We start from the raw sequence: 18,661 nt of genomic DNA on the forward strand, positions 1-18,661 counted from the left end.
ACACCAGTTAAAAGCTGATCATGCAACCCGGTAGTGCGCGACGCGGCCCTGGTCACCCGGCAGCCGCGTGATTCACCTGCCCGGCCGTGGTGTGCGCCTCTCGGACCAGTGCGTACGTCGCCTCGCGCGCCCGCAGCGCCGCACCCGGACCCGGATCCAAGGCGGTCGAAGAGGGCCCCGACCGGGTCGGCGCTCCCCGCGACCGCGCCGCGCAGGCCCGCCGTCCAGCGGCGGTCGCGGCGCTCGAGGGAGGTGGCGACCGGGGATTGCTTAGGGTTCGGAGGGAGCGAGAACGATCGTTCTCGCCTCCTGCTCCGGCCGAGAGGTGTCCCGTCGTGACTGCCGTCGATTCCGCTGGTTCCACTGGTTCCGTACGACCGCCGCTGCCGCCCTTCACCGAGGAGTCCGCACGCGCCAAGGTGCAGGCCGCCGAGGACGCCTGGAACAGCCGCGACCCCGAACGCGTCGCCCTCGCCTACACCGAGGACTCCGCCTGGCGCAATCGCGACCGCTTCCTCACCGGCCGCGCCGAGATCCGCGCCTTCCTCGCCGACAAGTGGGAGCGCGAGCTGGAGTACCGGCTGCGCAAGGAGCTGTGGGCGTACACCGGCAACCGCATCTCCGTGCGCTTCGAGTACGAGTGGCACGACGCGGCCGGCCAGTGGTGGCGCAGCCACGGCAACGAGCAGTGGGAGTTCGACGCCGCCGGCCTGATGCGCCGCCGGGAGGCCAGCATCAACGACGTCCCGATCGAGGAGGCGGAGCGCCGGATCAAGGGGTGACGACTCGGCGGCAACTGCCCTGCTGGGCGACGGCGATATGCTGGCAGGGACTCCCGATGCCCCCGAGGAGGCATGGTGACCGACCGCAAACCGCCCGGCGTCAGCTTCGAGTCCTTCGTGGACCGGCAGATCAGGCAGGCCGCCGAGCGCGGTGAGTTCGAGGAGCTGCCCGGCTTCGGCAAGCCGCTGGCCTCGCTCGACGCCCCGTACGACGAACTGTGGTGGATCAAGGGAAAGCTCCACGGCGAGGGCTTCGCGGTCCTCCCGCCGGCGCTCGCGCTCCGCAAGGAGGCCGAGGACGCGCGGGAAGCGGTCCGGGCGGCCCGCACCGAGCGCCGCGTCCGCGAGATCCTGGCGGAGGTCAACGACAAGATCCGGGCGGCCCTGCGCAGGCCGCCGCCCGGACCGCCGTTGAACCTGACGGAGTTCGACGTCGAAGCCGTGCTGACGGAATGGCGCGAGGAGCGGGAAGACCGCTAGGCCGGTCGGGGGCCCGGCACTAACCGGACGAAGTCGGTCCGGTTTGGGAAAATCTTTCATAACCGCAGGTAAAGACATGTGCCGGCCCCTTGTCCCACCCCCGGTTACCCGATGTGATGCGCGGGTCCCCCAGCTGATCCGGACCGGTCCGAGGGCCGGGGCCCGTCCGGGACCAGCCAACTCGCGGCGCCCGGGGCGATTCGGCGCGCCGTGCCTGCGAACACAGAGGTCGAACCACACCGTGCGTCTGATATCCCCCACCGCCAAGCTGCTCGCCGTCGCGGCGCTCCCGCTCGCGCTGGTCGCGTGTTCCCCCGACGGCTCGAAGGCCGCCGCGCCGGCCGCGAGCTCGCCGGCCGCCGCGAAGCCCTCCGCCGCGGCCGCCGACGACGGCCCCAACAAGGGCCTGCTGACGGGTACGCAGCTCAAGGCGGCGCTCGCGCCCGCCACGTTCTTCGCCGAGGGCTACGCCGCCGACCCGGCCACCGCGCGCGACACCGGCGACACCTACCAGCTGCCCGAGACCGCCTCCGTCCCCACCCCCGACTGCACCAAGCTCGGCGGGACTTCGTGGATCGAGATCACCGGGATCTCCGGAGTCTCCTTCGCGCAGGACTCCTACGTGAACAAGGACTCCTCCTCCGAGCAGGCCCAGGAGATCGACGTCTACCGCGACAAGACCTCCGAGACCGTCCTCGCCGCGCTCGGCATGATCTCCAAGGCCTGCCCGAGCTACACCGACGCCGACACCCACAGCAAGGTGACGGTCACCGAGAAGCCCCTGGAGGGCGTGGGCGACGGCGCCTTCGCCATCACCCTGACCAGCCCCGGCTGGAAGGGCGGCACCACGCTGGTGGCCTCGCGGGTCGGCACCTCGGTGGTGACCGTGCTCGTCAGCAGCGGCACCGACAAGGGCGCGGCGGGCGCGACCAAGCTGACGAACCAGCTGGTGACCGCCCTCAAGGGCAAGGCCTGACACCAGCCCGGTCCCGAAGGGGGTGAGGCGCCCGCATCCGCGAGCGCCTCACCCCCCGGCCGTTCCGGCGCTCAGGCCTCGGTCCGGAGCACCGGAACCGCCGGGCCGGTGACGCCGATCTGGAGGGCGCCGTCCGGTGCGGAGACCAGTTGGGCCGTCACCTCGTCCGCCGGGTGGAGCGCGACCAGCCGTCCGGGGGCGGTGCGTACGCGCCAGTCGGCCCCCGTGAGGTACTCCCGGGTCCGCTCGAAGGCCCGCGCCGCCCGGTCGGCTGCCAGCGGCTCGGTGGCCCAGGCGTGGTGGACGTAGGTGGCACCGCCGTCCTCGACCGTACGCAGCTGCGCGCCGGCCGTCGCGGAGTGCGGGACGCGCAGGGCGTCGTAGATCCGGCTGGAGTGCGCCAGGACCCGCTGCTCGGAAGCCTCGTCCGCCGTGACCGAGGACAGGCCCTGCGCGGAGGGGGAGGGGCTGCCGTCCGCGGTCTTCGGGACGTAGCAGGGGGAGGTGACGATGATGTAGGCGACTCCCTCGCCCGTCGTCTCGTTCGTGACGCTGTTGCCCATCGTCATCCAGTAGTCGTCCGACGCGGTGCGCATGTGGACAGTGGCGCCCGGGTCCGACCAGTCGCCGTCGGAAGTGCCGTCCTGGAACTTGTAGCCCAAGGCGACCCACGCGTCACGGACCTGCCGGACGAGCTGCCGCCCCGCGGAGCCCGGGACCTCTTTGAAGTCGTAGCTGATGTGCACCTGGTGGCGGTCAGTGGAACCCGAGTCGGCGAGGCAGGTGCCGGCGCCGTAGCGACCGTCCTGCTTCGGCGTGGGCTTCGGTGACATGACGGCCAGGGCCTGCTGGACCAGCTCTTCCGCGCGTGCGACTGCCTGCTGATCGTCCATCGAGAACCTCTCCTGCTTCCCTGCTCCTGTGCATCCCGCCAAAACGAGGACGAGACCCAGCGCCACGACGGACAGTGCTTTACGTACGGTCATTTCTTCTTCCCAGTCACGATGCCGGCCAGCTGCCCGAGGGGCTCGGGGTCCCAGTACTGGGAATGCGCCGGGGCGCCGTCCTTCAACCCGATCTCCTTGCCCGGCGGAACGTCGAACGTCCGCCCGCCGAAATCATCCGTGGTGGGGTCGGTCCCGTAGAGGATGGTGTGGTCGTCTATGAGGTCGAGGAAGCCCCCCGGGTTCATGGCCGGAAGTAGCGCGCCGACGACCTCGCTCGTGGAGGGCGCCAGGTTGATGGGGTCGTTTTCGGCGGTCGCCGCCCACACGTGGTCCGGAGGGATGCCCAGGTCCTTGGCGTGGTCCACGCCGACGCCCGGACTGCCCACGAAGATGACGTTGTCCACGGGGATGTCGGGATGGGCTGCCAACGCCTGGCCGGCGACGAGCGTGCCGTAGCTGTGGCCCAGGACGGTGGAGTTCACCGGTCCGCCGGTGTGCGCGGTGTCGATTCCGGTGAGGAACCGGCCGAGTGGATCCTTCGCGTCGTTGGCGTAGCTGTCGCTCGTGGCGTCCGTGAGGACGTTCTGGGGGGCGTCGTAACCGAGCCAGAGCAGGGAAGCGGTCTGGTGACCGGCGTCCGAGCGTGTCGCTGCCCTCTGAAGGTCCTCGGCCCGCTCGAGGTCCCCGCCGATGTTCGAAAGCTTCGCCCCCGTGCCCGGTACGTACGTCACCACGTTGTCGGCGGTGTCCGGGTTGCCGATGGAGACGATGGCCTTGCCGAGCTTGCTGTTGTCGAAGCCCAACAGGTAACCCTCGGGACGGCCGGGCTTGGGGGAAGTCAGGCGCTGCTGGATCTGGTCCATGCCGTTCAGGCGGCCTTGCAGTTCCTTCTGCTTGCCGTTCCAGTCCTTCCAGGCCTTGGACTCGATCTGCGCGCCCTTGACCTCGCGGCCGGTGATCGGGCTGATGTAGGGCTCGTAGCGGGGCGGTTCCTTCGCGCGCAGCGCGTTCAGGTCCGTCTGGACCGTGCCGTGGGTCTCGGCGAGGACGACGCGGTTGGCCGTGTCGCGGATCTCCGAAGGGATGCCGTCCAGGGCGCCGACGCTCGCCGGGTAGAGCGAGACGTACTCGTCGCGCCGCTCCTGGTCGAGGCCGTTCCACCAGGCGGTGTTCTCGGCGGGGGACTTGCCGTGCGGGATGTCCGAGTCCTTGAGGTACGAACCGGCCGCGTCGCGGGTGTGCTGGAGGTCCTTGGCCGCGTCGGCCCAGACGGCGTCGTCGACCTTCAGGCCGCGTTCGGCCTTGAGCTCGGAGAGGACCGTGCGGTAGCGGGTGTCTATCTCCGCCGCCGCGCGGACGGCGGAGGCGATGTGGTCCGCGATGGCCTCGGCCTTGGCCTTGTTCGGGTTGGTCTCCAGGAACGACCCGTGGTTGCCGCCGGGGAACAGCGGGCTGTTCTGGCTCGGCAGCAGCGGTCCGCCGGTCGGCCCGGGGAACAGCGTGGGGCCCTTCGGGGCGGCCGCCGTGCCCCCCTCGGGAAGCTTCGCGGACGGGCTGGTCGGGGGTCCGGCGATCGGCGGGTAGGACACCGAGCCGTCCTGGTGCACGGTGAAGCCGAGGGCGTCGGCGTCATGGAGGGCGGAGTTCAGGCGGCTGCGCGGCTCGGCCACGTCGCTGGCGAACCCGTTCAGGGCGGTACGGATGAGCCCGCACTCGGCGTGTATGTACTGGTAGTTGCGGGACAGCCGGGCCAGGTCGCCCAGGGCGGCGTCGGCCGTCGCGCCCTGCTGGCTGTTGCGGAGCTTGCCGAGCATCTCGTTCTCGACGCGCTCCTTGGCCGCGTAGGCGCGGCTGCCGACATCGCCCCAGCCGTCGGCGGCCTGCTCGAACTCTATGAGCTTGAGGTCCTTGAGGTGCTGCCAGGTCATCACGGGGCCGTCACTGCTCCTTGCCGGGGTGCACGCCGTCGAATCCGCCCTTGACCCGGTGGTCGACCTCGCCGAACTCCTTGCCCGCGGTCCTCAAGGAGGCCTCCATGCGGGTGCACTCGGCGCGGACGTCCTCCAGCCGCTCCTTCCAGGAGGTGCGGACCTCGCCGAGGATCGCCGGGAGCATGAAGCCCTCGAGCGTGGCCACGACGCCCTCGTGCGAGGTCTCCAGCCGGGTCACGGCCGCGTTGGTGGCACCGGTCAGCTCCCCCGACACCCCGGCCGCGGTGGTCCAGGGCCCGTGCTGCACATCGAGCCCATCGCCACCACCACCGCCTCCGCCCGGCGTGGCGGCCGATGCCAGCGTCATCTGCGCGCCGGAATCCGATGCCGGCCCCGAACCGGGCACGGGCCCGAACAGCTTCTCCCACTCAGGGCTGAGCCCCATGTACACGTCCCCCGCCCCTATAGCCGATCAAGCACGCCATCGTATGCGCTTGCGAAGACCGAACAAGGGGGTGTCGAGCATTTCGAGCCCCGTCATCGGGTGGTCCAGCCGCCGTCGAGGATCAGGTTGGCGCCGGTCATGTTCGAGGACATGTCCGAGGCCAGGAACAGCGCCGCCGAAGCGACCTCGTCCGGTCGACCGAGTCGCCCGAGGAGGGTGCGGTTCTCGAAGTCCCGGCGCATGGCCTCCGGATCCGGGCTGGAGCGGAAGACGTCCTCCAACAGTTCGGTGGAAATCGGCCCCGGGCACAGCGCGTTGATCCGGATGCCTGCCCTCGCGTGGTCGATGGCGGTGGCCTTCGTCAGCTGGATCACCCCGCCCTTGGAGGCGCAGTACGCCGCCACGCCCGCGTCACCGACCACGCCGAGCTCGGAGGCCAGGTTGACGATGACCCCGCCGCCCCGGGCGGCCATGACCGGCACGGCGTGCTTGGAGCAGAGGAACACCCCGCGCATGTTCACCGACATCAGCCGGTCCCACTCCTCGACGGTCGTGTCGAGGATGGTCTTCGCGAATTCGATCCCGGCGTTGTTGACCAGGATGTCCACCCCGCCGTGTTCCGCGACGGTGTGGGCGATCAGCGCCCGGACCTCGGCCTCGTCGCTGACGTCCGCGCGGACGTAGAACGCGCCGGCCTCCGCGGCCTCGGCCGTCGCGTCCAGGACGTCCGACATCACGACGGTCGCCCCCTCCTTGGCGAACCGCTCCGCGATGGCGAGCCCGAGCCCGCGCTTGGCTCCGGTGACGATGGCGGTCTTTCCGGCGAGCAGCATGTCGTTCAGCCTCAGCCTTCTCCGTGTTTCCGATTCCGATTCTGATTCCTCGCCGTGCCCCGCCCCCGCCACCCCCCCCGATCAGCCCCTCCTCGCCCCCAGCCCGGCCAGCGCCTCGGTGACGCGGTCCGCCTGGTGGGTGGCGCCGCGGAGGTTGGGGTGCAGGACCGTGCAGGCCTCTCCCCGGGCCGGGATGGACCGGCAGAGCTCGGAGGGCGGGTCGCTCTGGTCGCCCGGCCCGGTCAGGCTGTCCTTGATCCCGTACATCCAGCGCTGCTCACCCGTCGCGCACACCCCGTGGCCGGTGCTGGAGGAGTACGTGTCCACGTACGCCGCGCCGCTCCGCCGGGCCTGCTCCCGCAGGAGGGTGTTGACCCGGCGCTCCAGGGTGTCGAGCCAGGGCATGTCCCCCTTGGCTACCGTGCCGAGCTGGTGCCAGGAGCCCCAGCCGCAGCCCGCGGCCTGGTCCACGACGGCCGGGTATCCGACGACCGCGACCCCGGCGCGCGGGGCGCGCGTGCGGATCTCCTTCAGCAGGACCGCGAAGTCGGCGTCCAGTGCGGCGAACCGGGAATCGAGCCTGGAGGCGGCCTCGCCCCGCGTGTAGTGGTCGGTGCACGGGGTGCCCGTCCCGAAGGAGGCCAACCCCTGCTTCACGCAGGTCTCGACGATCTCCGCGAACCCCACGGAATTGCCGCCGGCGCCGACCGTGACGAGATCGGTGCCCGCGGAAACGGCTCTGATCTGGGCCGGCTTGGCGGTCCAGCCTCCCGGAGGGGCCACGGACGGCGGCCCCTTGAGCTCGGACTGTGGCCCCAGCAGCCCGGCCCGGACCTCCGCGGCCGAGCAGGTGACATCGGTGAGCTTCAACTTCAGCCGCCGCGCGGCCTGGTGCGGATAGTCCTGATCGGAGCGGCCGCAGCCGTCGGTGTTCCACGGGCGTACCCAGGAGGCGGCGCTGTAGGAGTCCCCGAGGGCCACGTAGGAGAGGGAGGCCGCCGGGGCCGGTGCCCGCGGTGCGAGGGCGGTGGCGAAGAGGGCCGCCGCGGCGGCGGTGGCGAGGGTCAGGGCGAGACGTGTCATGACGGTGCCTTCGGCTCGGGCGCCGCGACCTGCCCGCAGCGCACATCACCAAAAGTAGCCGACTTGACTACGGAGAGTGACGATCCAGGGTTCGGTTCCCTCCATCGAGTGAATGGAGGGAAGCGAGCCTTGCCGGGGCCTTGCCTACAGGTGCTGGTGGGCCTGGGTGATCAGGTCCGTGGCGACCTCCAGGGCGGCCTGGCGGGTCTCCTCCGGGTCGCCCTCGACGTGCTGGAGGAACATCATTCCGGCGTGCAGGGTGAACAGGGCGCTCACGCACCGGACCTGGTCGGTCAGGGGAGCGTCCTCCTGGCCCGTGCGCAACAGCTCCACCAGGGCGAAGAGCCGCTTCTTCACCGTCTCGCCGATGCTCAGCTCCCGCAGCGAGGCCTGGTTCTCCTGCATGAAGCGGTACAGCGAGGCGCCGCCGGCCATCGCCTCGCTGTAGCGGCGCAGCACCTCGCGCTTCATCTCCAGCGTGCGCGGCTGCTCCTCGGCCCACTGGATCAGCTCGTCGATGGGCCTGGTCAGGTCCTCGAACAGGCTGATGATGATGTCTTCCTTGGTCTTGAAGTGGTAGTACAGCGCCGCCTTCGTGACCTCGAGCCGCTCCGCGATCTCGCGCAGCGAAGTCTTCTCGTACCCCTGCTCGGCGAAGAGCTCCAGCGCGACGTCCTGGATGCGCTGCCGCGTGTTGCCGCGACGCTGCTGCGGACTGCTGCTGGACATGGCTCTCCCCAAACTACTTACTTGACGCCCGGCTAGTTACGGGTCTACCTTCCCCAGTGTAGTGAACTAGCCGGGCGGCAAGTAAGTGCCAGGGCCGGTGCGGGTGCGCCAGGGGAGTGGAACATGGTGGAAATGACGAAGACGGCGGAAACCTCGGAGGAGGTGAAGCCGCGCAGCGTACGGGTCGTCCTGATGGCCCTCATGATCGCGATGCTGCTGGCCATGCTCGACAACATGATCATCGGCACCGCCATGCCCACGATCGTCGGCGAGCTCGGCGGCCTGGAACACCTCTCCTGGGTGGTCACCGCGTACACGCTGGCCACCGCGGCCTCCACCCCCATCTGGGGCAAGATCGGCGACATGTACGGGCGGAAGGGCTCCTTCCTCACCTCGATCGTCATCTTCCTGATCGGCTCGGCGCTCAGCGGCATGGCCCAGGACATGGGCCAGCTCATCGGCTTCCGCGCGATCCAGGGCCTCGGCGCCGGCGGTCTGATGGTCGGCGTCATGGCGATCATCGGCGACCTGATCCCGCCCCGCGAGCGCGGCAAGTACCAGGGCATGATGGCCGGCGTGATGGCCCTCGCCATGATCGGCGGACCGCTGGTCGGCGGCACCATCACCGACCACATGGGCTGGCGCTGGTCCTTCTACATCAACCTGCCGCTCGGCATCGTGGCCCTCGCCATGGTGACCGCGGTGCTGCACCTTCCCAAGAAGAAGACGCAGGGGAAGATCGACTACCTCGGCGCGGCGCTGCTGACCATCGCGATCACCTCCACCGTCCTCGTCACCACCTGGGGCGGCACCGAGTACGCCTGGGGCTCCGCCGAGATCATCGGCCTGATCGTCACCGGCATCGTCTCCATCGCCGCCTTCCTCTACGTCGAGACCAAGGCCGCCGAGCCGGTCATGCCGCTGCACATCTTCCGCAGCCGCAACTTCGCCCTCATGTCGGTGATCGGCTTCCTCGTCGGCTTCGCGATGTTCGGCGGCGTGCTCTACCTGCCGCTCTTCCAGCAGTCGGTCCAGGGCGCCTCGGCCACCAACTCCGGCCTGCTGCTCCTGCCGATGCTGCTCTCGATGATGGTCGTCTCGCTCGTCGCGGGCCGGATCACCACCAGCAGCGGCAAGTACAAGATCTTCCCGATCATCGGCGGCGCGCTCATGGTCGTCGGGCTCTTCCTGCTCGCCACCATGGACACCGGGACGAGCCGCCTGATGTCCGGTGTGTACATGGCGGTCCTCGGCGCCGGTCTCGGCTTCCTGATGCAGATCACGATGCTGGTCGCGCAGAACAGCGTCGACATGAAGGACATGGGCGTCGCGTCCTCCTCGGCGACCCTGTTCCGTACCCTCGGCGGCTCCTTCGGCGTCGCGCTGATGGGCTCCCTCTTCACCAGCCAGGTCACCAGCACCATGACCGACCGGCTCGGCCCCGCCGCCGCCACCAAGGCCGGCTCGGCCCAGCTGGACGCGGCGAGCCTGGCGAAGCTGCCGGAGGTCGTCCGGGACGCGTATCAGCATGCGGTGGCTGCCGGGACGCACTCCGCGTTCCTGCTTGGTGCGGGGATCGCCGTACTGGGCTTCGTGGCCGCCTGGTTCGTCAAGGAGGTGCCGCTGCGGGGCGCGGGTCCTGCGGGTGCCTCCGGCGGTGGCGCGGAGAAGGATGCCCCTGCTGCGCAGGCGGCTTCGCTCGCCCACTGATCCCTGGCGGGGTGGCTGTTGCAGCCCGCAGCCTGCACGTGAACGACGGGCCCGGCCCGGTGGGATTTCCCGCCGGGCCGGGCCCGTGTCGTATGCCGTATGCGGCCGCTGCGCGGGGCCTTCCCCCACCCCGCCCCTTCCCGCTGCGCTAGTTGGTGCGGCTCCGCCGCGTGGCGGGGCTCCGCCCCGGACCCGTTCGGGGGCTCCGCCCCCGCGCCCCGCGCCTCAAACGCCGGGCGTGGGCCGCCCTCCGTGGCGCCTCCGCCGCCCGCACATGCCGTCACCGACAGTGCGAGGAGGGAGAGTCGGCCGGGACGGAAATCGGGACGATCAAGGACCAAAGTCCTACAACGTGGAATTTATGGGCCATTCGGCTGGAACCCCGCCTCGCCCACCGACGTCCTGACCAGTGCACGGAGGTATTCCCGGCTGTGTCCGGGAGTGCCTCCGTGCCGCGGACGTCTGATGTCGGATGGGGAGTTGAGACAGCTCATGGGGTTCATGGCGCGCACACACATGAAGGACGTACGGGCCCGGGTCGCCGTCGGCGCGGCCGCCGCGGCGGTGGCCGCCACGATCTGGGGAGTCACGACGGTCGTCGACCGGGGCCACGACACCCGCCACCAGAACGTCTCCCGGCAGTCGGACGATCCTGGGAAGGGCGCAGACGCCGCCGACCCCGCGGCGCCCGGGAACCCGGTCGGGAAGGTCCCCGACGGGATAGCCCACGCGTCGGAGAGCGGCGGCGACGCGGTCAACATCACCATCGACGACGGCCCCGACCCCACGTGGACCCCGAAGGTGCTCGCCGTACTGAAGAAGTACGACGCGAAGGCGGTCTTCTGCATGATCGGCCCGCAGGCCAAGGACCACCCGGACCTGGTCAAGAAGGTGGTCGCCGACGGCCACCGGCTCTGCGACCACACCCTGGACCACAACACGGCGATGGACCACAAGCCCTTCACCTACCAGCAGCAGCAGATCCTCGACGCGAAGAAGATGATCGAGGAGGCCGCGGGCGGCGGGGCCAAGGTGGAGTACTACCGGGCCCCCGGCGGCGCGTTCACCCCCGAGAGCCGGGCCCTGGCCGCCGCCAACGGCATGCGGCCGCTCGGCTGGAACATCGACAGCAAGGACTTCAGCAAGCCGGGCGCCGCAGCCATCGTCAACACGGTCAAGTCCGAGCTGGGCAACGGCCCGACGGTCCTCTTCCACGACGGCGGCGGCAACCGCGCGCAGACCGTCGAAGCCCTCGACCAGGTCCTGGCCTGGCTGAAGGACCAGGGCCGGCCCACCGGTTTCCCGGTGGTCACCGGCCCCAGCGCCTGAGAGGGGGGCGGTTCAGTGCCGCGTCAGGCAACGTTCGCCCCGTTGCGACGCCCGGCACGCACTCTCACCGCACCGGCCGAAAGGCCAAGTACGTCCAGTACGAGCCCTTCCGGCCGGCACGCCGAGAGCACGCACCGGACGCCGCTCCTTTACGGGCAAACGCTGCCTGACGCGGCACTAGCTCTCCCGTGCCGCCTTCAGGACCGCCGCCGTCAGGGGGCCGTTCTCCGCGGCCATCCCGCCCGGGTGGGCGAAACGGCGACGGGTGTAGCCGTACGCCACACCCGTCTCCGGGTCGGCGAAGCCCAGGCCGCCCGATGCGCCCTGGTGGCCGAAGGCGGCCGGGCCGACCGCCGGCTGGCGTTCGAAGCCCAGCGCGAAGTGGTCGGCGTCCGCCGTCACCCGGTCCGGGCCCAGCTCCGCCCCGTGCGGCCGGGCCACCTCGGCGGCCGTCTCGGGGCTCAGCAGCGCGGGCCGGCCCGCCAGCCCGGAGATCGCCGCCGCGTACATCCCAGCGACGCCCCGGGCGGAGCCGATCCCGCCGCCCGAGGCCGGGCCGAGGGCCCGTACGCGGGGGTGGTTGGCGAAGGCGACCAGGTCCATCGGCGGATCGCGGTGGAGGTTGAACGCCACCGGCAGCAGCTCCGGCGGGGCCGGTGCCGCAGCGCTCGCGGCCAACTGCTCGGGCGTCGGGGCCATCTCCAGGACCGGCCGCCAGCGCTCCCCGAGCGCCTCGGGCAGCCCCATGTACAGGTCCAGCCCGAACGGCGCGCGGATCCGCTCCTCGTACACCTCCTGCAGCCGGCGCCCCGTCGCCCGGCGCACCACCTCGCCGGTCAGCGCGCCGATCACGGAGGCGTGGTAGCCGTATGCCGTCCCCGGCTCCCAGTACGGCCGCTGCCCGGCCAGCCGCGCCGCGATCAGCGCGTCGTCGGCCATCTCCTCGTAGTCGAGGCCCTCGTCGACATTGATCAGCCCGGCCTGGTGCGCGACCAGCTGCCGCACCGTCAGCCGCTCCTTGCCGCCGCCGGTGAACTCCGGCCAGTACGCCCGTACCGGCCGGTCCAGGTCCAGGGCGCCGTCCTGCGCGAGCAGCGCCACCACCAGGTGGGCCGCGCCCTTGGTGACCGAGAAGATCCCGCTCAGGGTGTCCGCGCCGGTGTCCTCGCCCGCCCACAGGTCGACCACGCGCCGCCCCCGGTGGTGGACGGCCAGTTGGGCCTCGGGCGAGATCAGCTCGGCCGCCACGAAGCTCTCGAACTCCTCGCGCACCGGCTCCCAGCCGGCCGCCACCGTTCCGTTCACGTCGAGGTTCACCTTCACAGCCATCGTCTTCCCCCTGATCCGCGCCGTGCGCGCGTGTCCGCCCGCGTACGCCTTCTGCACGTACGTCTTCTTCGGACTCGCCAACGCGCGGTTGATCAGGTGATATTCCGGATCCCGTACGGGTGAAAGCGCGCCCGGCCTCGTTCCGGCCCGCCGCGGGGCCCCGTTGGTCCGGGCATGAAGCGCACCCGCACCGCCGCTCTGGCCCTCGCCACCGTCGCGGCGGCCCTCGCCCCGGTCCTCGGCCAGGGCGCCGCCACCGCCGCCGCCGGAGGCACGGAGACGTACCTCCAGGACCCGAGCGGAGGGGAGAAGGCGATGAAGTCGATGTGGACCAAGGACGACATGCACAAGGTGGAAGCGCAGTTCCGCTTCCGGCCCGGCATCCAGTACGAGACCGTCACCCGCCGCGGCCCCAAGGGCGCCGAGGACTACCCGCGCAAGGTCCCGGACCCGAAGACCCTCCGCTGGGAGCCGGGGTACGAGTTCGCGTGGTCGGTATCGGATTCGCAGGGCGTGAAGAAGGTGCTGACGACGAAGGACGGCAAGCAATCGATCGTGCTGCACGCGGTGCTGCGCGACGCGAAGCGCGCCAAGGCCGCGGAGATGGACCAGGAGCTCACGGACCGGCCCGCCACGGGCCGTACGAAGGTTCCCGGCGGCAAGCGCATCGCCTGCGACACCGGCAAGTACACGGTGGAGTGGTCGCTGACCCGCACCGGCTACGGCACCCTCAAGGGCTCCCTGGCCTGGGATTCCAGCTGCGAGCAGTACCGCACGGCCTTCAGCCCGCAGAACCAGGGCGCCAGCTAGCGCGTTCACCGCACCGGGCGCACTCACTGGGCGCACCGGGTCCCCGGAGGAGATCGGCCGGCCGCCCCGGCACCTTGTGGGCGCTCGGCGGGCGACGTGGCCGCGGCCTCGGATCAAGGGCCGTGCAGCCATGATGCCGCGCGGGGTGGGCTGCGGCAGGGGGCGAAAGTCCTTTGTCCGTGAGGACGTTCGGGGTACGGCCGGGTCAGTGCTTCTTGGTCTCCTCGGTCGCCGTCGCGGCGATCTCCTCCAGGACGGCCTTCGGGTCGCCGCCCGGGTCCACGGCGCGTCCGATGTTGCGCTTGATGGTGTCGCTGATGGTCACCCAGGACGGGTCGTTGACCGGGTAGAGCTGGGCCACGCGCAGGGCGGACAGGAACTGCTGGTCGTTGTTGTCCATGCCGCCGCCGGCCAGGGTGCGGGAGGCGGTGACGGTGGACGGCAGCAGGTGGTAGCGGCCGGCGAAGTCCGAGAGGTTCTTGTCCTGGTAGACGAAGTCCAGGAACTTGCCGATCTCGGTGCGGTGCCCGTTCTGCTTGAAGGCCATCATCCAGTCGGCCACGCCCACGGTCGGCGGGGCCTCACCGGGGCTCAGGTTGTTCGAGATGGGCATCGCGACGGTGCCGACCTGGATGCCCTTGGCGCGCGCCTCGTGGGCGAGCGAGGGGTAGCCGTTGAGCATGCCGACCTCGCCGCGGCTGAAGGCGGCGAAGGCGTCGGCCCGGTTGAGCTGGGACGGCGGGACGGGGCCGAGCAGGCCGGGGGTGACCAGGTTTTCCTTGATCCACTTGAAGGTCAGGATGTTCTGGTCGGAGGCCAGGCTGTAGTTGCCGCTGTTGTCGGCGTACCCGCCGCCGTTGCTGAGCTCCCAGATCAGCGCCTCGGCGTGCGCCTCCTCCGGGCCCAGGGGCATGGCGTACGGGGTCTTCACGCCCTTGGCCTTGAGCGCGACGGCGGCGGCCTTGAGGTCCGTCCAGGTCTTGGGGGCGCTGACGCCCGCCTGCTTGAAGAGGCCCTCGTTGTAGAAGAGGAGGCGGCTGCTCGCCACGAAGGGCAGGCCGTAGAGGGTGTTGTGGACGGAGCCGGCGTCGGCGAGCGGGCCGAGGAAATTCGCCTCCGCGGTGACCGAGAGGAGCTCGTCCGCGGAATAGAGCTTGTCCTGTGCCGCGAAGTCCGAGTAACCGCCCATGAGGGCCATGTCCGGCGCCTTGCCGGCCTTGACCATACGGGAGACCTCGCGGTCGATGTCGGTCCACGGGAGCAGCTCCACGTGCACCTTGATGCCCGGGTTGGCGGCGGTGAACTCGGTCGTCACCTTGTCCCAGAACGCCTTGGAACTGTTGCCGGAGTTGTCGCCGTATTCGGCGGCGACGAGGCGGAGGGTACCGCTGTCATCTGCGCCGCTGCCGCCGGAGCTGCCACATCCGGCCAGCGGTATCAGCAGGCCTAGGACGACGGCGGTGGCGGACGTGCCGAAGATTCTTCGTCGCACGGGTGTATTCCCCTGATTTTCTTTTGAGTCCCGTTATTACTTATGAGTTGCTCCGGGCTGTGGTGTCCCTCAGTGGCCCGTTGGCCGGAATTCTCTCCTGAGGAAGGGCGGTTGGTTCCATTGGGTCGGCACTTGTGGTCAATGCTCCAAGTGCGGCATTTCCGAATGGTGTTTTCCGATATGTGATCAACAATTCGGACGCGCGTAGACATGCCGAAAAGCCCGTTTCCGGCCATGGCGGGCGTGGAACGGGCTACGGAACGGGTCGGGGGGTCGGTTTCGGGCGCGTCAGTCGGTGAAGTCGCCCGCGTACGGGTCGGGCTCGCCCGTTTCGGGGTTGCGCCCCTCCTGCCAGCGGCGCTGGGCCTTCTGCCAGTGCACGAAGCTGAGGTGGCCGCTGTCCCAGAAGGTGATGCTGACCGGGCTCACGTCGAACTCGTCGGAGCACAGCCGGTACAGGAACTCGCCCATGCCGTACGGGTACACCGCGAAGGAGTCGGCGGTGTGCCGGCCGACGACCAGAACGGGCCACTGGTCCGGGTCCGGATCGGTCGTGAGCCAGCACAGGATGTCGGAGCCGCCCGTGACGCCCCAGGCGAGGATCGACTCGGGGTCCACGTCGAAGGCGGCCCGGCCGCCCTCCGCCTCCCAGACCTGGCGGGCGTTGGCGGTCTCCTCGGCCATCTGCGCCGGGTCCCACTGGAGCCCGGGCTTGGGCAGCGGCAGCAGGACGCTCGCCTCGCCGTTGATCGAGCCCGCGCCGAAGCGGCCCATGAAAGCGACGAAATCGGCGGGGAAGCGGCTGCCCCAGACGGCCTCGGCCGCCTGCCAGTCGATGTCCTCGTCGGCTCCGTGCGTCGCCGGCATGATCTGCTCCAGCGCCTTGATGTGCGCGTTCTCGGTCATGCCGCTCCCCATGCCACCCCAGCTCAACCGCCCCAACCTACCGCCGGTGGTGGATGGCGCCTAGCGCGAGGTGAGACGGAGCCGCAGCCGGGACCCCACGCGCAGCCCCCAGCCGGCCATGGCCCCCGCCTCGGCCTCCAGGACGTGCCGGGAGCGCAGCCGCGGCAGGCCGAGCCTGCCGGGGGGCATCGTGGTGAGCGCGATGACCTTCAGGTCGCGGTCCAGGTGGGCCACGTCGATGGCGAAGCGCATCCGGAAGGTGTGGACGCTCGCGGCCGGGGTGAGCAGCATGGCCCCGTCGATCCCGTCCCGCCCGAGCAGCCCGCGGGTCCGGGCCGCGTACGAGGCCGCGACCTCCAGGGGCACTTCCGCCCCGTCCGCCCCGGCCCGGCCCTCCACCGCCCGCCCATCCGTCGCCGACTCGACGACCAGCGTGCCCCCACCGTCCCGCCACTGTCCCCTGATCCCCATGGCGGTCAGGCTAGTGCCGCGACCGGACCGGGGCACCAGTCCTGTGGCCGGGGGAGCGGAGCGGGCGGGGCGGGCGTCAAGGCGGTGCACCGGGGCGGGTCCCCCTTGGGGGCTAAGGCCGCCGACGACTCGCCCGGGGCCCGCCACGAGGTTCCGTAGGGCCCCGGACCAGGCCGCACAGGCCTCCCGGGGGTGTTTGCGGCTCACCGGAGCGCGGCCGGGCGGCTCCGGAGCGTAATCATCTCGCGGCAATGCACGCAGCAGGCTTTACGAAGGGTTATGGTGGAACCCCCCCCTCGGGCCGGTCCGTATCCCCCCCACGGACCGGCCCGTTTTTTGTCCCCAGGAGGCCTGGGGCAAAGGTGCAGGTCAGCCCCGCTGGGCCCAGATGTTGGCGCCGGGGGTGGAGACCGCGAAGGAGTCGATCTCCTTCAACTCCTGCTCCGTGAGCGCCGCTCCGGACAGAGCGGCCACATTTTCCTCCAGCTGCTTCACGCTCGACGCGCCGATCAGGGCCGACGTCATCCGCTCGTCCCGCAGCACCCAGTTCAGGGCCAGCTGGGCCAGCGACTGCCCGCGCCGCTGCGCGATGTCGTTCAGCCCGTTCAGCCGGCGCACGACCTCGTCGGACAGCAGGTCCGGGTTGAGGGACTTGCCCTGGGTGGCACGCGAGCCCTCCGGGATGCCCTTGAGGTACTTGCCGGTCAGCAGCCCCTGCGCGAGCGGCACGAAGGAGATGCAGCCCATGCCGGCCTCCTCCAGGGTGTCGAGCAGGCCGTCCTCCTCCGTCCAGCGGTTGATCATGGAGTAGGAGGGCTGGTGGATGAGCGGGCGGATGCCCATCTCGCGCAGGATCCGCGCGGCCTCGGCCGTCTGCTCCGCCGTGTACGAGGACACGCCCACGTACAGCGCCTTGCCCTGCTGGACCGCGGACGCGAGGGCGCCCATGGTCTCCTCGAGCGGGGTCTCGGGGTCGAAGCGGTGGGAGTAGAAGATGTCGACGTAGTCGACGCCCATCCGCTTCAGCGAGGCGTCCAGCGAGCCGAGCAGGTACTTGCGGCTGCCCCACTCCCCGTACGGGCCCTCGTGCATCAGGTAGCCGGCCTTGGTGGAGAGCACCAGCTCCTCGCGGTGGGACGCGAAGTCCTGCGCGAAGATCTTGCCGAAGTTGAGCTCGGCCGAACCGGGGGGCGGACCGTAGTTGTTCGCCAGGTCGAAGTGGGTGACGCCGAGGTCGAAGGCCCGGCGCAGGATCGCCCGCTGGGACTCCAGGGACTTGTCGTCGCCGAAGTTGTGCCACAGGCCCAGCGAGATCGCGGGGAGCTTGAGGCCGCTGCGGCCGGTGCGCCGGTACTCCATGGAGTCGTAGCGCGCGGGCTCTGCCCGATAGGGATTGTTTTCAGTCACGTTGTCCTCCCTATCACGGACTTGTGACAGGACCGAGTTGGGTACCGGATCCCGCCGCGCAGTAATGTGGCGGACCTGGGGGGACCGCATTCCGCATCGGGGGAATCGCTCGGAGGGGCTGGAAGATCTTGAAGCTGCGCGACCTGGTACGCCGTCCTGTGTACAGGCTCTACGCACGCCGGGTGGAAGGCCGCATCGACCATGACGAGACGCCCAAGCACATCGGCGTGATCCTGGACGGGAACCGCCGCTGGGCGAAGGCGTCCGGAGGCACCACGGAACAGGGCCACCAGGCCGGTGCCGACAAGATTTCCGAGATGCTGGGCTGGTGCACCGAGACGGACGTCGAGGTCGTCACCCTGTGGATGCTCTCCACGGACAACCTGGACCGGCCCGAGGTCGAACTCCGCCCGCTGCTCAACATCATCGAGAACACCGTACGGGGCCTCGCCGCCGACGGCCGCTGGCGCGTCCACCACGTGGGCAACCTCGACATCCTCCCCGCCGGGACGCAGAACGTCCTGAAGGAAGCCGAAGAGGCCACCCACGGAGTCGACGGGATACTGGTCAACGTCGCCGTCGGCTACGGCGGCCGCCAGGAGATCGCCGACGCCGTCCGCTCCCTCCTGCTGGAGCACGCGTCGAAGGGCACCTCCTTCGAGGAGCTCGCCGAGATCCTCGACATCGACCACATCGCGGAGCACCTCTACACGCGCGGCCAGCCCGACCCGGACCTCGTGATCCGAACCAGCGGTGAACAGCGGCTGTCCGGATTCATGCTGTGGCAGAGCGCGCACTCCGAGTACTACTTCTGCGAGGTCTTCTGGCCGGCCTTCCGCAAGGTCGACTTCCTGCGCGCGCTGCGCGACTACGCCGCCCGCCACCGGCGCTACGGCAGCTGAACCACCCGGCAGGTGGTCCCGTAAGGCCCCTGACCTGTGGATATCTGAGACCCCCTCGGCACCTCACGGCGCGCCCGGACCCTTCCGCGGCGCGCCGTC

General features: G+C 70.4%; 18 protein-coding genes. 7 read left to right on the top strand and 11 right to left on the bottom strand.

The genetic code is table 11. The features are described from left to right. The first annotated feature begins 335 nt into the window (after positions 1-335). From OG490_RS23840 to OG490_RS23850, 3 genes are all read left to right on the top strand, one after another. On the top strand, positions 336-782 hold the full coding sequence (locus OG490_RS23840) for a nuclear transport factor 2 family protein (protein ID WP_330298315.1): 447 nt from the start codon (positions 336-338) through the stop codon (positions 780-782). 75 nt (positions 783-857) lie between these two features. Next, a complete protein-coding gene (locus tag OG490_RS23845; RefSeq protein WP_330301033.1) occupies positions 858-1,262 on the top strand; it encodes a J-domain-containing protein in 405 nt (134 codons plus the stop codon). Between the two features lie 241 nt (positions 1,263-1,503). Further along, positions 1,504-2,238 (top strand): hypothetical protein, encoded by a 735-nt coding sequence (locus OG490_RS23850; protein WP_330298316.1) that lies wholly within the window; start codon positions 1,504-1,506, stop codon positions 2,236-2,238. 71 nt (positions 2,239-2,309) lie between these two features. Here the strand turns inward: OG490_RS23850 and OG490_RS23855 are convergent, their stop codons facing one another. The 6 genes from OG490_RS23855 to OG490_RS23880 all read right to left on the bottom strand — a co-directional run bounded on the left by OG490_RS23855 (position 2,310) and on the right by OG490_RS23880 (position 8,206). Next, positions 2,310-3,131 carry a hypothetical protein gene (locus OG490_RS23855; RefSeq protein ID WP_330298317.1) on the bottom strand — a complete coding sequence of 274 codons (822 nt, stop codon included), beginning with the start codon at positions 3,129-3,131 and terminating at the stop codon, positions 2,310-2,312. Positions 3,132-3,220: 89 nt separating this feature from the next. Next, on the bottom strand, positions 3,221-5,113 hold the full coding sequence (locus tag OG490_RS23860) for an alpha/beta hydrolase (protein ID WP_330301034.1): 1,893 nt from the start codon (positions 5,111-5,113) through the stop codon (positions 3,221-3,223). Positions 5,114-5,123: 10 nt separating this feature from the next. Beyond that, positions 5,124-5,561, bottom strand: coding sequence for a hypothetical protein (locus OG490_RS23865; protein ID WP_330298318.1), 438 nt, complete (start codon positions 5,559-5,561; stop codon positions 5,124-5,126). 92 nt (positions 5,562-5,653) lie between these two features. Beyond that, positions 5,654-6,394, bottom strand: a complete 741-nt coding sequence (locus OG490_RS23870) for an SDR family NAD(P)-dependent oxidoreductase (RefSeq protein WP_330298319.1) — start codon at positions 6,392-6,394, stop codon at positions 5,654-5,656. An 81-nt stretch (positions 6,395-6,475) separates the two neighbouring features. Next, on the bottom strand, positions 6,476-7,477 hold the full coding sequence (locus OG490_RS23875) for an SGNH/GDSL hydrolase family protein (protein WP_330298320.1): 1,002 nt from the start codon (positions 7,475-7,477) through the stop codon (positions 6,476-6,478). 144 nt (positions 7,478-7,621) lie between these two features. Next, positions 7,622-8,206 carry a TetR/AcrR family transcriptional regulator gene (locus OG490_RS23880; protein WP_330298321.1) on the bottom strand — a complete coding sequence of 195 codons (585 nt, stop codon included), beginning with the start codon at positions 8,204-8,206 and terminating at the stop codon, positions 7,622-7,624. Positions 8,207-8,329: 123 nt separating this feature from the next. Between OG490_RS23880 and OG490_RS23885 the strand changes: the two genes are divergently transcribed. Next, on the top strand, positions 8,330-9,916 hold the full coding sequence (locus OG490_RS23885; protein WP_443065861.1) for an MDR family MFS transporter: 1,587 nt from the start codon (positions 8,330-8,332) through the stop codon (positions 9,914-9,916). Positions 9,917-10,417: 501 nt separating this feature from the next. After that, a complete protein-coding gene (locus tag OG490_RS23890; protein WP_330298322.1) occupies positions 10,418-11,245 on the top strand; it encodes a polysaccharide deacetylase family protein in 828 nt (275 codons plus the stop codon). A 177-nt stretch (positions 11,246-11,422) separates the two neighbouring features. Here OG490_RS23890 and OG490_RS23895 read toward each other — a convergent pair whose 3' ends face one another. After that, on the bottom strand, positions 11,423-12,574 hold the full coding sequence (locus tag OG490_RS23895) for a serine hydrolase domain-containing protein (protein WP_330301036.1): 1,152 nt from the start codon (positions 12,572-12,574) through the stop codon (positions 11,423-11,425). A gap of 174 nt (positions 12,575-12,748) precedes the next feature. Between OG490_RS23895 and OG490_RS23900 the strand changes: the two genes are divergently transcribed. Then, positions 12,749-13,384 (top strand): hypothetical protein, encoded by a 636-nt coding sequence (locus tag OG490_RS23900; RefSeq protein ID WP_330298323.1) that lies wholly within the window; start codon positions 12,749-12,751, stop codon positions 13,382-13,384. Positions 13,385-13,589: 205 nt separating this feature from the next. Here the strand turns inward: OG490_RS23900 and OG490_RS23905 are convergent, their stop codons facing one another. The 4 genes from OG490_RS23905 to mgrA form a co-directional block, all read right to left on the bottom strand. Then, positions 13,590-14,876: an extracellular solute-binding protein gene (locus tag OG490_RS23905; protein ID WP_330298324.1), complete on the bottom strand. Its 1,287-nt coding sequence runs from the start codon at positions 14,874-14,876 to the stop codon at positions 13,590-13,592. A 288-nt stretch (positions 14,877-15,164) separates the two neighbouring features. Beyond that, on the bottom strand, positions 15,165-15,782 hold the full coding sequence (locus tag OG490_RS23910; RefSeq protein ID WP_330298325.1) for an SMI1/KNR4 family protein: 618 nt from the start codon (positions 15,780-15,782) through the stop codon (positions 15,165-15,167). A gap of 60 nt (positions 15,783-15,842) precedes the next feature. Beyond that, the gene (locus OG490_RS23915) at positions 15,843-16,253 is read right to left on the bottom strand and encodes a DUF192 domain-containing protein (RefSeq protein WP_330298326.1); all 411 of its coding nucleotides are present in this window, start codon (positions 16,251-16,253) and stop codon (positions 15,843-15,845) included. Positions 16,254-16,622: 369 nt separating this feature from the next. Continuing rightward, on the bottom strand, positions 16,623-17,660 hold the full coding sequence (mgrA, locus tag OG490_RS23920; protein ID WP_330298327.1) for an L-glyceraldehyde 3-phosphate reductase: 1,038 nt from the start codon (positions 17,658-17,660) through the stop codon (positions 16,623-16,625). Between the two features lie 128 nt (positions 17,661-17,788). Between mgrA and OG490_RS23925 the strand changes: the two genes are divergently transcribed. Further along, on the top strand, positions 17,789-18,562 hold the full coding sequence (locus tag OG490_RS23925; protein WP_330298328.1) for an isoprenyl transferase: 774 nt from the start codon (positions 17,789-17,791) through the stop codon (positions 18,560-18,562). The last annotated feature ends 99 nt before the right edge of the window (positions 18,563-18,661 follow it).

The sequence above is a fragment of the Streptomyces sp. NBC_00503 genome (assembly GCF_036346895.1).
GTDB lineage: Bacteria > Actinomycetota > Actinomycetes > Streptomycetales > Streptomycetaceae > Streptomyces.

Coding starts and splice junctions, on each gene's coding strand:
- OG490_RS23910 (WP_330298325.1), bottom strand. CDS start 15,782: ATGACCGAGAACGCGCACATCAAGGCGCTGGAGCAGATCATGCCGGCG.
- OG490_RS23865 (WP_330298318.1), bottom strand. CDS start 5,561: ATGGGGCTCAGCCCTGAGTGGGAGAAGCTGTTCGGGCCCGTGCCCGGT.
- OG490_RS23900 (WP_330298323.1), top strand. CDS start 12,749: ATGAAGCGCACCCGCACCGCCGCTCTGGCCCTCGCCACCGTCGCGGCG.
- OG490_RS23885 (WP_443065861.1), top strand. CDS start 8,330: ATGGTGGAAATGACGAAGACGGCGGAAACCTCGGAGGAGGTGAAGCCG.
- OG490_RS23895 (WP_330301036.1), bottom strand. CDS start 12,574: ATGGCTGTGAAGGTGAACCTCGACGTGAACGGAACGGTGGCGGCCGGC.
- OG490_RS23915 (WP_330298326.1), bottom strand. CDS start 16,253: ATGGGGATCAGGGGACAGTGGCGGGACGGTGGGGGCACGCTGGTCGTC.
- OG490_RS23875 (WP_330298320.1), bottom strand. CDS start 7,477: ATGACACGTCTCGCCCTGACCCTCGCCACCGCCGCCGCGGCGGCCCTC.
- OG490_RS23890 (WP_330298322.1), top strand. CDS start 10,418: ATGGCGCGCACACACATGAAGGACGTACGGGCCCGGGTCGCCGTCGGC.
- OG490_RS23880 (WP_330298321.1), bottom strand. CDS start 8,206: ATGTCCAGCAGCAGTCCGCAGCAGCGTCGCGGCAACACGCGGCAGCGC.
- OG490_RS23855 (WP_330298317.1), bottom strand. CDS start 3,131: ATGGACGATCAGCAGGCAGTCGCACGCGCGGAAGAGCTGGTCCAGCAG.
- OG490_RS23860 (WP_330301034.1), bottom strand. CDS start 5,113: ATGACCTGGCAGCACCTCAAGGACCTCAAGCTCATAGAGTTCGAGCAG.
- OG490_RS23870 (WP_330298319.1), bottom strand. CDS start 6,394: ATGCTGCTCGCCGGAAAGACCGCCATCGTCACCGGAGCCAAGCGCGGG.